Source organism: Bacteroidia bacterium (assembly GCA_041391665.1).
Taxonomy (GTDB): Bacteria; Bacteroidota; Bacteroidia; order J057; family J057; genus JAGQVA01.
The window spans coordinates 717692-732795 of record JAWKNO010000002.1; the positions used below are offsets into that span (position 1 = coordinate 717692).

A 15104-nucleotide genomic window follows, 5' to 3' on the forward strand; every position below is an offset into this window, starting at 1 on the left:
AAAGTGGAATTTTTTATTTCTGCGTACCTAATGTCAGAAGTTCAAAGATATGTAAGGAATCAGCGGTGAAGTGTCCTTTTTTCTTAAGCGGGTTTGAAATATTCCCGAAAGGTCAATTTTTCCGGATAAATGGACTATTCTGTAATTAAGGTTTGGAATTTGATCTTTGGCGCAAGGTGTGATTGACTCCCATCGGGTTTGCATAATGTTCAGTTGGCCGGATATACAATTGAGTATGGCAAAAAAAGGGCCGTTTTTGGTGATAAACCTTGAAAAATATTATCAACAAAATTTAGCATAATGAATTATAGGTGTTAAATTGCCAGCGAATTTGTTGTATTGAAGTATGGAGAACGTTGTTTATAGTTTTACCGAAGCGGAAATCCAGGAGATACAAAAGCATATCGCCAAGTATCCCGATCACCGTTCTGCTGTTATGCCAGCCCTATGGATAGCCCAGGAAAAGTTTGGATGGCTTTCTACTGAAGCGATCAAACTGGTGGCTGAAACCATTAATGTCCCTTATGCACACGTGTATGGGGTTGCTTCTTTCTATACGATGTACTTTAAGGAGAAAGTTCCCAAACATCTGATTGAAGTATGTACCTGCTTCTCCTGCCGCGAAGTCGGCGGTCCGGAAGCTTATCAATATCTCAAAGAGTATATTGAAGCCGACGCCAAAGGAAAAAGCAAAGATGGCAAAATCTGGGTCCGCGAAGCAGAATGCCTCGGCGCCTGCGATACCGCTCCCATGTGTCAGGTGACCAATCGCCGCTTTGCGCATCACCTCACAGAAGAAAAAATTCGCAGCATAGTTGAAAAACTCCGCAATGACGAAGAGCTCCCCTACGAAAAAATTCCACTCAGTAATCAAAAATTCTCGGATTGAAATTACTATGAAATATATTCATAAAGAACCGGCCTGTCTCCTTTTGGAAGATGGGCTTTTTTTTGAAGGTACAGCCATTGGAAAACGTGGCTCCACTACCGGCGAACTGTGTTTCAACACCAGCATGACCGGATATCAGGAGATATTTACCGATCCCTCCTATTATGGCCAGATTCTCATCGAAACCCATACGCATATCGGTAACTATGGGGTCCATTTTCAGGAATACGAAAGCTCTTCAGCAAAAATTGCCGGACTGATTGTCCGGAATTTCTCGCAGCTGTATTCCCGCTCCAATGCCATCGAAAGTCTGGACTCCTTCCTCAACCACAATAGTATCGTGGGTATCGCTGATATTGATACCCGACAGCTCGTTACCCATATTCGCGACAAGGGAGCGATGAATGCTATTATTTCTTCGCAGGTTACCAACCGGAAGGAACTGGAAAAACTCCTCAAAAGCTGCCCTCCAATGGAAGGTCTTGAACTTTCCTCCAAAGTGAGTACCGTCCAACCGTATTTTCATGGCAGCCCCGCTGCCCGTTTCCGGGTAGCAGTGCTTGACGTTGGCGTCAAAAAAAATATTCTCGACTGTCTCGCAGCCCGAGGTTGCTATATGAAAATTTTCCCTGCAACCGCTTCCTTTGAAGAACTCAAAAGCTTCAATCCGCATGGATTTTTCATATCCAATGGCCCCGGAGACCCCGCTGCCATGCCTTATGCCGTCAATACGGTGAAGAAAATCCTGAAGGCAGATCTTCCTCTTTTTGGTATTTGTCTCGGACACCAGATCCTGGCCCTGGCCTGCGATGTCAATACCTATAAAATGCACAACGGCCACCGCGGTGCCAACCACCCCGTCAAAAATCTCCTTACCGGTAAATGTGAAATTACCTCCCAAAATCATGGCTTCTGTGTAGCCCGAGAACAGCTGGAGAAATCTCCTAACGTCGTCATCACTCATGTAAATCTCAATGATGATACAGTAGAAGGAATTCGTATCCGCAACAAAAAAGCGTTTTCAGTACAGTTTCACCCCGAAGCTTCTCCCGGACCACATGACAGTCATTACTTATTTGATGAGTTTATTCAACTGATGTCAACAACTACGGAATCGGTTGTGATCTGACATTGGGCCAAAATATATTAACAATTATTTAAAGGGGCCATCAATTGGCCCTTTTTTTATCATTAAAATGCCTATATCTTTGGCATTTCTGAAAAATACCATTATGAAAATCCTGAAATTCGGTGGGTCGTCCGTAGCAAGCCCGGAACGCATAGACCATGTAGCCAAGATTATCCAGCGGCTTCATCAGCAGGGAGAAAAAATTGCTGTCATTGTCTCTGCCATGGGGGGAATGACAGATAAACTGATAGAAATGAGCCGGCTGGCTTCGGCTGGTAATATGGCCTATATGGAGGAATTAAACCTTTTCTCCAGCCAACACCTCAACGTGGTCAACCAACTGGTACATGATAGTGAGCGCCATCCTGCAATCCTCCAGGAAATTATTGACGGGCAGGAGGAACTGGGTAATCTCCTCCGGGGATTGTATCTCACCAGAGATCTCACACCCCGGACAATGGATTATATTTATAGTTTCGGTGAAAGAAGTTCTGCTTTCATTCTGAGCCAGGTGCTTTGCAGTTATGGCACGGAGGCAATCTATGTGAATGCCCGCTATGTCGTAAAAACTGACGAAAATTATGGATCTGCCAAAGTGAATATGCCGCTCACCCGTGAGAATATTCAAAAACATTTCACTGAAAATCCTGACGCAATTTCAATCATTACGGGGTTTATCGGCTCTACAAAAGATGGTATCACCACAACCCTCGGACGCGGTGGTTCAGATTATTCCGCCGCAATCTTTGGTTTTGCCCTTGATGCTGAGGAAATTCAGATATGGACAGACGTTGATGGTGTCCTGACGGCTGACCCCCGTCGGGTAAAGCAGGCATTTTCGATTCGCTATATGACTTATGAGGAAGCGATGGAAATGTCGCATTTTGGGGCAAAAGTCATTTATCCTCCCACAATCACCCCCGCACTTGAAAAAAATATTCCCATTCGAATCAAAAACACCTTCAACCCTGAAGATGAAGGTACGCTGATCGCCAAAACGGCCCCTAAAGATAAACATGCTGTCAAAGGAATTGCCTCAATCGGCGATGTGGCACTCATGACTCTCGAAGGAAGTGGTTTGTGGGGGCGGGCATCGATTGCTGCCCGATTGTTTAAGGTGCTCGATGATAAAAAAGTCAATGCAATCATCATTACCCAGGGATCTTCTGAACACGCCATCTGTTTTGCTGTGAACCCCAGCCAGGCAGAAATTGCACGTATGGGTATCGAAGAGGAATTTGAACTGGAAATCAAGATGAAAATCGTCAATCCGGTCAAAGTGGAAAAAGATCTAGCCGTAATTGCAGCCATTGGGGATAATATGCGCTCACACCCGGGGATTTCAGGCAAATTTTTTACAGCTCTCGGCAAAAATGGTATTAATGTGATCGCCACAGCACAAGGTTCTTCCGAACGAAATATTACCGTCGTCATAAAAAAGGAAGATGAAGCCAAAGCGCTCACCGCTGTCCACGATGTGTTTTTCCTCTCCAGTTATTATGTTTTGAACTTGTTTGTCGTAGGGGTCGGTCTGATCGGCGGTACCCTTCTCAAGCAGATTCTCCAGCAAAAAGAGTATCTCCGCAAAAACCAGTTTGTCGAATTGCGGGTGGTTGCAATGGCCAATACCCGGAAAATGCTCTTTAATAAAAACGGGATCGATCTGAATTCCTGGGAAGAAACGCTGAACCAGTCGGGCGAAACTTCAGACCTCGATTTGTTTGTGTCCCGGATGAAAGAACTGAACCTGTCGAATAGTGTATTTGTGGACAATACGGCCAATAAAGATATTGTGAGGTTTTATGATGAAATTCTCAAAGCGAGTATTTCTATCTCTACGCCAAACAAGGTCGCCGTTTCCGGCAATTTTAAGGACTATCTTAATCTGAAAAGCCTGGCCGATCGCCAGAATGTCAAATTTTTCTACGAGACCAATGTCGGTGCTGGCCTGCCAGTGCTCACTACACTTTCCGATCTGGTAAGAAGTGGAGACCGTATTTTGAAAATCGAAGGGGTGCTTTCCGGATCATTATCTTTTATTTTCAACTCTTTTCACCCTGGAATGGCCTTTAGTGAGATTGTACAGGAAGCGAAGGAAAAGGGATATACAGAACCAGATCCCAGGGAAGATCTCAGTGGAAGAGATGTTGCGCGTAAATTGTTGATCCTTGCCCGTGAATCCGGTCTGCCGATGGAAGCCGAAGAAATAGAAGTAGAAAACATTCTGCCTCAACCCTGCCTTGACGCGGCTACCGTTCCGGAATTTTTTGCCGAACTGGAAAAAGCAAACAACCTCTTTGCCGAAAGACTGAAAAAAGCTCAGGCAGAAGGAAAAGTATTGCGTTTTATAGCCACGCTGGAGGGAAGTAAGGCTTTTATTTCACTTCAGACCCTTGACAGCAGCAGCCCGTTTTACAATCTCTCGGGCAGCGACAATATGATCGTGTTTACTTCTGATCGCTACAAAGACCGGCCACTGGTTGTAAAAGGCCCGGGTGCAGGTGCAGAAGTTACTGCGGCAGGCGTATTTGCAGAAATTCTGAGGATTGGTTATTATCTTTCCTAAGCTCAGAAATCCCAGTGAAACCGGCGTATTTTTTGCCCGCGTTCACCCGTTTTGCGAAGCCTGAGCCAGGAACCCGACACTTCCCACTGATCGCCGGAATTTCGGAGGTGGAATTTGGCTTTCAGGTTGTGATTATATAAAAAAGAGAGTCTGGCTTTATCTTCGTTGAGATGGATCTTGCAGATCTCAACAGCATAAGCGTATTGGTTGCTGACCTCTGGCACAATCATGATGGGACGGTTGAATGCGTGGATATTTCCTGTTTGGGGAATCCTGTTGTTGGCTGCGACAACTTCAATCAGCGCTTCTCCATTTTGGCCAGACTCCAAAAAATCCTGTAGTTCTCTATACTCAATGGCTGCGGCAATCACCTGTTCATACGCAGATTTTTCCTGGGAGAAAACAGGCAAAAAAATACCTGACCCGCAAAGCAGGAAGAAAATGATGTTGATTTTCATGCAATAGAATTTTGTAGGTGAATGGAAGATGATTCACTTACAAAAATGGTTGCATTCAAAATGCCGGCTATCGGTAATTGTCTGGATTCAGTGCCTGGGGAGACCAGCTTTTGAAGAATCGCTCTACTTTTTCCCTGTCATAACTTCCACCTGCTTCCAGATAACCCGAATCTTGTGTGTGAAGCCTTTTGCCTTTTCCATCAAGCACCACAAATACCGGAAAGCCAAATCTTTGCGGGTATTCTAGTTTTTTGAGAATGGCATCATTCGTATTTTCTTTGCTGTAATTGACTTTCAGTACAACATAATTTGCCTGAATCAGGGAGTCCAGACCTTGATCATTGTGGCAGAATTGATGAAACTTGATACACCAGGAGCACCAATTTCCCCCGATCTGAAGCAGTACATGCTTTCCTGTATTATTTGCCAGCAAAACCGCTGAATCTATCTGAGCCACAGCATCTGCCTCTGGGTTGTACAACATGATCCTTTTGTCAGGCTGTGCATGGATTTGCAGGGTGTGAAGTAATATCAGGAAAGGAATTACAAGAGAAGTTGCGCGCATATTTGATTCTTTGCGCGAAAAGTAGGTAAGCGCAAGGATATTTCCAACAGATTGGCTGTAATATGATGACAGAATCTGTAATAATTTATTATACGAATAGTGGTAATTTTGAATTAATGTAAATTTTGTAAATAAGATATACTTGAATCAGTATCTGCGATTTTCTACCCGGATTTCAGACACAGTAAAACTGCGATTTCTCGGTAAATTTATGGCTACAGCCTTATTCCTGGCATCTGTTGTAGTTTTGCGTTTTCAAGATGAGACGCATTCGGTATTTTTAGGTGAAAGTTTTGAAGATAACCTGAATGCTGCCCAGAAAGCAGATAAACTCTGTTATGTAAAGTTTTATACAGATTTTTGTTACCCCTGCGATAAAGCAGATGAGCGGTTGATGAATAGCTCCCGGCTCAGAAAGCTATTGACCGAAAATTATATTGCTACAAAAATCAATGGATGGGGTAATGATGGCAAAAGCGATTTACTAGCTCAAAGGTTTGCGATCAATACCTATCCTACCATTGTCATTACGGATGGAGAGGGAAATGAAGTGGACCGGTGTTACTATCAGGAATCAGAATCTCATTGGGCGCAATTTCTGGAAAAAACCAATGGATTGCGCACAGCTCCTGCAATTACGAGGGTTTCTGATAACCGTAGCGGGAATGCCTGGAATCAGCAACCGGAATTCGGAATTATTGTACAAACGGACAGTGATTATATGAGCAGCCGGGAAACCGCAACCCGGATTTCAAGGAATTGGAATAAAGGCGTATGGATATTTCCCGGCAGGCAAAAGGCGTTTATGACGGTTATCGGGCCATTTGCCAGTAAATCTGATGCAAAAACGGCAAAAGAAACTGTACCCTTAGCCAAAGGAGGAGAAATCATCAGGCTGGATGAAAAGCCGGTAAGGTACACCCCTTAAAACCGGAACAACTTCAGCTTTATGTGTAGGTTATTTCCAGTAGAATTGACCACACCCCCCGAATCTCCTGCTTTCACCCAAAGACCAACGGGGAGTTCGTCTTCGATTTTTAGTTCCATTCTGCACAACCATGAATAACCAGACGGGTTTTCTTTGGCATAGGAAGGGAGAATATCAGGTGTTTGGCTGGTCTTATTTTGAAAACTATGGGTAGGATCAACAAATGTCTGGGAAGAGAGTCGGATTTTTGCGGTGAAATGTACCGATGAATCCGGCAAAAGGGTAGGAGAGGGGCAATGAAGGGTTTGGGCAGAAAGTGGATGGCCTGTACTCTGACTGAGCACCCAAATCAGACCGATAAAAAAACGGATAACCATAACCCGGTAGTTTCATTATAAAAGTGGATGACCTTATATACGGTCATCCACCTCATTTAGTGATTGCAGACTATTTTTTCTTTTTCAGCTCGGCCATGAGTTCGTCATTGATTTTGACGTAGTCGTTATTTTTTGCTTCCTGAGCCAGGCTTTTTGCTTTAGCTGATGCGGCTAAGGCCTCTTTGGTTTTTCCTGCTTTGGCAAGGATTCTTGCATACCAGGTTTCTACCCAGTAGCGGTCGCCCATGGATGATTCTGCTTTAGCCATCCATTCGAGAGCCTGATTGATATTACGGTCGGTATTGTAATAGTAGATCGCTGCATTGTAATAATCGTTGGCAGAAACACCTTTCATGACATTGTCAATCGCGGCCATTACTTTTGCGTCAACATCTGTCTCTACTTTGATTGGCACCATCGTCTCTTCCCAAATCAGGTAAATAGAAGCACTGTTGTCGCGAAGGTTGTCCACGTTGATCGTCAGGGTTTCTACTTTAAATGGAAGTTTGCTGGAATTTACGGTGAACCGGGTAAGTTCTTTGGATTTGTCATAACCGGCAACATTACCGCCGAGGCTGAGGTCTTTGTAAACCATGACAGTCCATTCGCTTTCCCCCGGGATCGTATACAGCGCATAAGAGCCAGCGGGCACCTCTTTACCTTCAAGCTTGACGGCATCTGTAAACGTGATTTTTGTGGCACCATTGGCACCGGTACGCCATACTTCACCGAAAGGTACAAGTCCGCCAAATACTTTGCGGTCTTTCATACTTGGACGAGAGTAATCGATGGTAATCGATCCCAACCCAAATTCCTGTTCGATTTTAGCGGTAGGGCTGGGGCGTGGTGTCGGGATTTGTGCATATACCTGAGTAGCAGCCAGTCCCAATATGGCCAGAAGCGTGAATAGATTTCTAGTTAGTTGTTTCATTTGAAATTGGTTTTGATTTTATGTTCTAAACAACCGGTAAATTAGGAAAACATTACAGAAGGTGCAAAAAGGTGGAAAAGGATCATAGCCAGAGATTTTGCATTTTTGCTTGACTGGGGCAGGGAAAATTCTACGAAAATGGAAAAATATTCCACAATTTTCAGTTTCAGGCAGTTAGTGGTTAAGATTGGTCTGAATATTGGGGGGTATTTAGCAGAGATTGATCGCCAGCATGAATAGATCCCTGCTTGTCCTGATTATTTCGGTTTTCCTCGCTCTGCCTTCATCTGCTGCCAACCTGGACAGCCTGATGGTGGCACTTAATGCGTTGCCCTCCGCAGGGGATGATGCGAGAAGACTGGAAATCCACCGCGATCTTGGCGTTGCCTATCATAATATCTACGAACACAAGGAGGCGCTGAAACATTTTCAGATTAGTCTGGCTCTGGCGCAGGAGCTCAATTTGAAAGATCAGGAATTTTTTCTTCTCAATAAGATCGGAACCATTTATTTCTGGCTGGATAACTATTCAAATGCCCTTGACTATTACCTAAAAGCCAGGGAAATGGGGCAGAATGTCGTTACCCTTCCGCAGCAGGCTGAAAACCTGTCTCAAACCGCAGAAGTATATATCAGCCTGGGCAACTATAAACAGGCCCTCGTACTGGAGCTGGACGCGCTCGATATCTCCATACGGGTAAATGATTCCCTGGGAATTGCCAATGCACATCGTGTCATAGGCACGATCTACTGGTATCGGGAAATGTTTGATCAGGGGCTGGAGCACCTGCGTAAATCGTTGAAGTATTATCGCAAAGGCGAACACCGGATACAGTTGTACACCGTTTTTGCTGCAATGTCGTCTGTCTATACCCAGAAAAAGCAGCCGGAAGAAGCGCTGAAATATGCCAACGAATCGCTAAAAATTGCAAATGAAATTCCCTATTCCTATGGGATTGCTTTCTCTACAGGGATGATTGGCACGGCATATAAGGAACTGGGACAGCTCGAATCCGCAGAATCTCAGGTAAAAGCTGCGATCGAACAGTTTGATCTTCTCGATATTAAAGCAGAAGCTGCGGATTTTGAGGTTGTACTGGCCGAAATATATTTTCTGGACAAAAAATATGAAAAAGCTATCTCTGTTCTTAATAAGACATTAATTTCCGCGGATGAAATTCAATCCAAGCAGCTGAAAAGCCTGACGCTTAAAACCCTGGCCGATAACTATGAGAAGCTTGGTGAAAATCAAAAAGCGCTGGACTATTTTCGTCAGTATGTAGACATTCGTGATACGCTGATCAATGAAAAAGATGCGCGCCATATGGCGGTATTAGATGCCGAGTTTGAGCTGAAAAGACAACAGGATCAGATCAACCGCCTTCAGCGGCAGAATGATAAAATCCGTGACCGGATATTCATCTATGGACTGGTGGCAGGTGTTTTGTTTTTGATGCTTGTACTTTGGCTTGTCTATTTGCGCTTTCGCTCTCAACGAAAAACCTCAGAGTTGCTGGAAGTCAAAAACAACGAAATTCAGCGCAACAATCAGCAGCTCTCCCGCGCAAACCAGGATCTGATCAATCTGACTGATCTGATTTCAAACGAAGTGATCAGTCCGCTTCATCAAATTTCCGAGCAGGCTGATAACCTCACCCAGATTGTCGATGACGGTCGGGATGTGGAGGACGTTGCCAAAACAATTAAGGATCAGGCCGCCAGAATTGAATCTATGCTGACCGGATTTAAGCTGAAGGCCGTAGAGGAGGAAAAGGTAATTCAACTGGAAAAGATTTACCTGGCAGATATTATCAGGGACGCAACAGCTACGCTGCCTGAAGCCCTAAAACGACAACCCATAAAAATACGGTTTCACGAACTGCCTGAGATTCTCGCAAATCGCAGGCAAATGGTAAAATTGTTTCAATATCTGCTGACCAATGCAACCCGGTTTCGCAGAGATGAAGATCCTACTATATCGATTTCCTATACCCGGCAGGATGGATATTTTATGATTGTTTTTGAGGACAACTCAAAAGGATTGCCACAGACAGACCAGGAAGCAAACTTTTGCCGAATAGTTGCAGAGGCGCATGGTGGAAAATTTATCTCTCAGTCTGATTTCGGAAAAGGAAATATATTCTACATCAAAATACCAGAATAGCTGGTGCTTTCGTTTTTCACTGGATAAGTAGAAATCCAGGATATTGTTTTATATTTATTGGTGTATGAAGCATCTTTTCTTATCTGGCCTTTTCACTTTGCTTGTTCTGCTTCCTCAGATGTTATTGGGGGGAAATCCCGACAGCCTGAAGCGGGAGATCGATACCCTGTCCAAAAACCCGGACAAAAGAGCCCAATTGATGAATACCTACAGACAGCTTGGTATTTATTATATGGAACAAGGGGAGACAGATGAGGCATTAAAATGTATGCTTACCGGCCTGGAGATATCAAGGCTGATCCGTGATAATAATTCGGAATTCGCTTTTCTTCACAACGTAGGTGTGATCTATTTCTATCCTAAAGATGATTATTACAATTCCATTAAATATCTGTTGGAGGCCAATGAACTGGCCAATCTGATTGATGATCCCTCCCGGAATGCGAAAAACCTCACACAGATTTCTGAAGTATATGTAAGTCTGGGCGAATTTGAAAAAGCTATGGAGTATCAATACAATGCCCTCAAGATTTTTGAGGCAGAAGATGATACCGTAGGCCTTGCTTCCAGTCACCGCAATATGGGCACGATTTACTGGAGTCAAAAAGCTTTTACCGAGGCACTGAATAGTTTTGAACGTGCGCTGAGATTAGGGAAATATACCAAAGACGCTGAAAACATCTTTACCTATACGGCATCTGTGGGGGCCGCATATTTAGAGTTAAAGCAGCTCGATAAAGCCGAAAAATTTATTAATGCTTCCCGGCAGATTGCTGATTCTATTCAATATGGATATGGACTGGCTTACGCCGAAGGAATGATGGGTAACCTTTACCGGGAAAAGAAAAACTTTCGCGCAGCTATTCAATCGCTCGAAAATGCAGTAGCTCTCTTTGATGCGATTGGAACCAAAAAAGAATCATCAAGTTTTAAAATTCAGGTAGCTGGGCTATATACAGAAACCGGTAATCCGAAAAAGGCTCTGGCAATACTGGATGAAGTAGAACCCATCGTAGAATCCATCCATTCCCTCTCTCTCATACGGGATGTTTATGAAGAACGGGCACGCGCATACGATGAGCTAAACATGGCTGCTGAGGCCTATAAAAACTATAAACAATTTATTATTTATAAAGATTCCCTCCTGGATGAAACAAAAATTACTCAATTGGCAAAACTCGATCATCAGTATAAGTTGCGCCAACGGGAAAATGAAATTATCCTTCAACAAAAGGAGTCAGAATCTTCAAGTCGCCAGTTGTTTTTTATCCTTTTGGGTTCGGGTATGGTATTGTTGCTCGCTGTCGTCTATATGGGTTACCTTCGCAACAAAACGCTCAAAGAAACAAACTATATTCTCGCTGGTAAAAATGAGGAAATCCGCATGCAAAATGAGCGCCTTGCCAGTTCCAATGAAGAACTCAGGCAATTTGCTCATGTAACCTCTCATGATTTGCGCGAGCCTCTCCGTAGTATCAGCAGTTTTACTACACTGCTCAAACGACGGTATCACGATAAACTTGACACTCAGGCCAATGAATTTATCGACTATATCACCAGTGGTGTAAACCGGATGGATACACTTTTATCTGATCTTCTGGCATATTCTGTAGTGGGCATCGGAAAACATGAATATACAGATGTCAATATCAACCAGGTCATTACTTCTATTATTGAAACGCTTAATCGCGACAAGGCGACCCAGGGTGCCCGAATCTCAATCCAAAACCTTCCTGTGATTACGGCCAACAAGGGACAAATGGTCCAGTTGTTTCAACATCTGGTGGACAATTCCATTAAATTCAGAAGCACGGACCGAAAACCCGAAATTAAAATCAGTTGTACCCTGACGGAAGAAGGTTATCGGTTTGAAGTGGCAGACAATGGCATCGGTATAGATGAGGCGTATAAAGACAAAATTTTTGGTCTTTTTCTTCGCCTTCACAATAAAAAATCTCAGTATAAAGGCACGGGGATCGGTCTCTCAATCTGCAAGAAGATTGTGGAGCAACATAAAGGCAGAATCTGGATTGAGTCGCAGGTTGATGTGGGAACAACGGTATTATTTGTTCTCCCACCTTCACCGATTGATGCCGAAGTTTCTTCAGGACAAGGTAAACGGAAAAAAATTGCTGAGAAGCCTGTCAATATTTCGGCCTGATTATTTTAGCAAATCTTCAATATCTCCGATATCCAGCGATTTATATACGTCTTCCTCTACATTGATGATTTCATCTGAAAGCTGCGCTTTTTTTCGCTGAAGATTCAGAATCTTTTCCTCGATAGAATCTGTTGTAATAAACTTATAATAGAATACGGTTTTCTGCTGGCCGATTCTGTGTGAACGATCTATCGCCTGGTTTTCTACGGCCGGGTTCCACCATGGATCCAGAATAAATACATAGTCTGCTGCGGTAAGATTCAGCCCCACACCCCCCGCTTTCAGGCTAATCAAAAACACCTGTATTTCCTTGTCTGTTTGGAAAGAATCTACTTCCGCTTGTCGATCTTTGGTACTTCCATCCAGATAGTTGTAGCGAATGCCTGCCTGATCGAGGTCATCGCGGAGTAAATGCAGCATTTTTACAAATTGGCTGAATATCAATACCTTTGATCGTTTTTTCCTGATAACCTGATCCAGCATACGACGCACTTCCTGGTATTTTCCGGAGGATTGGAGGTCGTAATTTTCTTTGTCAATCAATTGTGGGTGAATAGCAATCTGACGAAGCTTTTGCAGCCCGGTGAGAATATTGAGTTTATTTTTTTTCCATGTTCCCTGGCTGATCAATTCCATCAGGTAGTTTCGGTAACTACTCCTTACTTCTTCATAAAAATCTTTCTGCGTGTCGACCATATCGCAATAATGCAGCTTCTCAATTTTAGGTGGAAGCTCTTTTTCCACCTGCTGTTTTTTTCTGCGAAGAATGAAGGGGTAGATAATGCGCTGCAATTTGGCTGATCGTTTGGTATCCCGGTCTTTTTCTATGGGTTGTACATAAAACCGCTTAAAAAAAGTTTCATTGCCGAGCAATCCCGGATTGAGAAAGGCCATCTGCGACCAGATATCCATGACCGTATTTTCGATTGGGGTTCCGGTAAGGGAAAGTCGGTATTTCGAGATCAGTTTTCGCACCGCCCGGGCCGTTTTTGACTCGGGATTTTTTATCATCTGACTTTCGTCAAGGATGACATAGTGAAAGGGAAATCCACGAAGGATGTCTATATCCTGACGTGCTATACCATAGGTAGTCAGAATAATATCGAAACCCGAAAACATTTCCGGATTTTTCGCTCTGTTTATACCTGTATGAATATGTACGCGAAGTTGTGGCGTGAATTTCTCAGCTTCGTTTTTCCAGTTGTGAATCAAAGATGTCGGCAACACAATCAGCGAAGGCGCTAAGGCATCGCCAGACTCTTTTTCTTTTTGAAGAAGCGTAAGGGTCTGAAGGGTTTTTCCCAAACCCATATCATCTGCCAGAATCGCTCCCATACTGTGATTTTTCATAAACATCAGCCAGTTGTATCCCTGTAGCTGATAATTTCTCAAATCCGCATTGAGGTGAACAGGCGGGGCGAATTCCGGTACGCGGTCGAGCTGTTTGATAGACTCAAACAATTTTGCCGTTCCATTTGACTTAGAGGGTAAATGTAGCAGCGGAACCTGATATTTTCTTATGCTTAATGTTTCTCCATTGTGCATTTCCGACACTTCCAACAGGTGTTGGTAGTCAGAGAACCATTCCTCGGGAAGAATAGCTATAGACCCATCTGGCAGTTCAAATTCCCGCTTATTGCGGAGAATATGGCTCCGGAATTTTATAAAAGGAATTTCAAATTGCCCAATTCGAACTACAGCCTTGATATCAAACCAGTCGCCGGCATCATGAGTTTCCATGGTTATCTCCGGCCGGGTGAGGTTGATCCGGTAACTTTTATTTTCCTGAACGATCTGAATGCCATTATTTTTTAGCAGATCATGGTGCTGAGATAGCCAGGCAAGGCCTTTTTCTTTTTCTACATATTCCCAGGGCGTCAGGCTATTTTCGTTTGGCTTTATGCTATCGAGAAAGTCAAGGGATTTTTTTTCCTCCCGGCAGTCCCTGTAAATACGATGAAAGGTAAAGGAATCCCCGATTTGTTTCAGTTTGGCGTGAATTTTCCCTTCCTTGAGCAAATCCAGACAAAACGACCCGTATAGTACCCGGGGCAGGAGCGAAAAACTGCTGCCATCGTGTTCTTTTACCAACAGTTGAAACACAGGTTTTTCACGAATATCAATAATGTCAAACCCTTTGGCGACAACATTGTAGTTTTCAATCAGCCGGGTGATAAATTTTTCGAAATAAACGGCTTCCGTGTCTTTGGGAATGACTATGTATTCATTTTTAAGAAATGGAATCAGTTTTTTTCCGTCTACTTCTTCTTCAAAGGTGAAAATCTCTCCGTTGAGCAAAACCCAGGCAGGCTGAAGACAGATCAGACGTGCCTGTAAACCGCGAAGGAGCACCGAATCACCGCGAAGTTTGATGGTTGGATAATATCGGGTAAAAGATTCCTTTCTTCGGAAATGAAACCATACAGAGGCCTTTTCATCCAGTAGGCGAATCGGTTCTTTGGCCGGGTATCCGTCATTCCCCATTTCAAATACCCATTTGTCTCCCAGCGTATCAAGGATAACAGCTACTTTCCGCTGAACAAAATTTTTCGCCAGATTGGCTAGCTCGCCGATAAATCTTGTGGTGAAAAATTCAGCTTCATGGCGTGGGTTTCCTCCAAACTTTTTGATTATTCTTCGCGGAGATATTTCATCCGTCATTTTAATCAAGGCGATATCTTGTTCATCAAGCCCGTGGAGGAACTGGTCCATATTTTCAGGAACCAGCCGATGATGGACAAGACTGAGATCTCCACTCGGTAGTAGCTGCACAATATGTGCAGAAATCATATAGCCCAGATACTCGTGATGATAGATCGAGTAAACCGCGGTAAAGGGTAGCCTGGGGTCAACTAATCGCATAGATTAGGAAGTAAAATTTATCTAAAATGCTTAAAGCTTCTCACACTACAGAAAAAACCAAGCTTAAAGATAAA

11 protein-coding genes are annotated in these 15104 nt (G+C 43.6%); 6 read left to right on the plus strand and 5 right to left on the minus strand.

The genetic code is table 11. The annotated features are described in order from the left end of the window. The first annotated feature begins 346 nt into the window (after positions 1-346). From nuoE to thrA, 3 genes are all read left to right on the plus strand, one after another. Entirely contained in the window at positions 347-889 is a 543-nt protein-coding gene (gene nuoE / locus R3D00_14610; GenBank protein ID MEZ4774414.1) for an NADH-quinone oxidoreductase subunit NuoE, read from the plus strand. Between the two features lie 7 nt (positions 890-896). After that, a complete protein-coding gene (gene carA / locus R3D00_14615; GenBank protein ID MEZ4774415.1) occupies positions 897-2018 on the plus strand; it encodes a glutamine-hydrolyzing carbamoyl-phosphate synthase small subunit in 1122 nt (373 codons plus the stop codon). Positions 2019-2121: 103 nt separating this feature from the next. After that, on the plus strand, positions 2122-4584 hold the full coding sequence (gene thrA / locus R3D00_14620; protein ID MEZ4774416.1) for a bifunctional aspartate kinase/homoserine dehydrogenase I: 2463 nt from the start codon (positions 2122-2124) through the stop codon (positions 4582-4584). Between the two features lie 2 nt (positions 4585-4586). Here the strand turns inward: thrA and R3D00_14625 are convergent, their stop codons facing one another. Both R3D00_14625 and R3D00_14630 read right to left on the minus strand, forming a co-directional pair. Further along, positions 4587-5042, minus strand: coding sequence for a hypothetical protein (locus tag R3D00_14625; protein MEZ4774417.1), 456 nt, complete (start codon positions 5040-5042; stop codon positions 4587-4589). A gap of 67 nt (positions 5043-5109) precedes the next feature. Beyond that, the gene (locus R3D00_14630; protein MEZ4774418.1) at positions 5110-5607 is read right to left on the minus strand and encodes a thioredoxin family protein; all 498 of its coding nucleotides are present in this window, start codon (positions 5605-5607) and stop codon (positions 5110-5112) included. A 142-nt stretch (positions 5608-5749) separates the two neighbouring features. Between R3D00_14630 and R3D00_14635 the strand changes: the two genes are divergently transcribed. Beyond that, a complete protein-coding gene (locus tag R3D00_14635) occupies positions 5750-6535 on the plus strand; it encodes a hypothetical protein (protein MEZ4774419.1) in 786 nt (261 codons plus the stop codon). Here the strand turns inward: R3D00_14635 and R3D00_14640 are convergent. After that, the gene (locus R3D00_14640; GenBank protein MEZ4774420.1) at positions 6532-6912 is read right to left on the minus strand and encodes a hypothetical protein; all 381 of its coding nucleotides are present in this window, start codon (positions 6910-6912) and stop codon (positions 6532-6534) included. The genes R3D00_14635 and R3D00_14640 overlap by 4 nt on opposite strands. Positions 6913-6982: 70 nt before the next feature. Next, positions 6983-7843: a DUF2911 domain-containing protein gene (locus R3D00_14645; protein MEZ4774421.1), complete on the minus strand. Its 861-nt coding sequence runs from the start codon at positions 7841-7843 to the stop codon at positions 6983-6985. Between the two features lie 232 nt (positions 7844-8075). On the opposite strand from R3D00_14645, the gene R3D00_14650 reads away from it, so the two are divergent. Further along, entirely contained in the window at positions 8076-10007 is a 1932-nt protein-coding gene (locus R3D00_14650; protein MEZ4774422.1) for a tetratricopeptide repeat protein, read from the plus strand. Between the two features lie 64 nt (positions 10008-10071). Beyond that, a complete protein-coding gene (locus R3D00_14655) occupies positions 10072-12168 on the plus strand; it encodes a tetratricopeptide repeat protein (protein MEZ4774423.1) in 2097 nt (698 codons plus the stop codon). Here R3D00_14655 and R3D00_14660 read toward each other — a convergent pair whose 3' ends face one another. Beyond that, complete coding sequence (locus R3D00_14660) at positions 12169-15030, minus strand: DEAD/DEAH box helicase (GenBank protein MEZ4774424.1); 2862 nt, start codon at positions 15028-15030, stop codon at positions 12169-12171. Positions 15031-15104: the final 74 nt, after the last annotated feature.

Excerpts from the sequence above, each read along its gene's own strand:
- R3D00_14640 (MEZ4774420.1), bottom strand. The coding sequence starts at position 6,912 with ATGGTTATCCGTTTTTTTATCGGTCTGATTTGGGTGCTCAGTCAGAGT.
- nuoE (MEZ4774414.1), top strand. The coding sequence starts at position 347 with ATGGAGAACGTTGTTTATAGTTTTACCGAAGCGGAAATCCAGGAGATA.
- R3D00_14630 (MEZ4774418.1), bottom strand. The coding sequence starts at position 5,607 with ATGCGCGCAACTTCTCTTGTAATTCCTTTCCTGATATTACTTCACACC.
- R3D00_14660 (MEZ4774424.1), bottom strand. The coding sequence starts at position 15,030 with ATGCGATTAGTTGACCCCAGGCTACCCTTTACCGCGGTTTACTCGATC.
- carA (MEZ4774415.1), top strand. The coding sequence starts at position 897 with ATGAAATATATTCATAAAGAACCGGCCTGTCTCCTTTTGGAAGATGGG.
- R3D00_14625 (MEZ4774417.1), bottom strand. The coding sequence starts at position 5,042 with ATGAAAATCAACATCATTTTCTTCCTGCTTTGCGGGTCAGGTATTTTT.
- R3D00_14645 (MEZ4774421.1), bottom strand. The coding sequence starts at position 7,843 with ATGAAACAACTAACTAGAAATCTATTCACGCTTCTGGCCATATTGGGA.
- thrA (MEZ4774416.1), top strand. The coding sequence starts at position 2,122 with ATGAAAATCCTGAAATTCGGTGGGTCGTCCGTAGCAAGCCCGGAACGC.
- R3D00_14655 (MEZ4774423.1), top strand. The coding sequence starts at position 10,072 with ATGAAGCATCTTTTCTTATCTGGCCTTTTCACTTTGCTTGTTCTGCTT.
- R3D00_14650 (MEZ4774422.1), top strand. The coding sequence starts at position 8,076 with ATGAATAGATCCCTGCTTGTCCTGATTATTTCGGTTTTCCTCGCTCTG.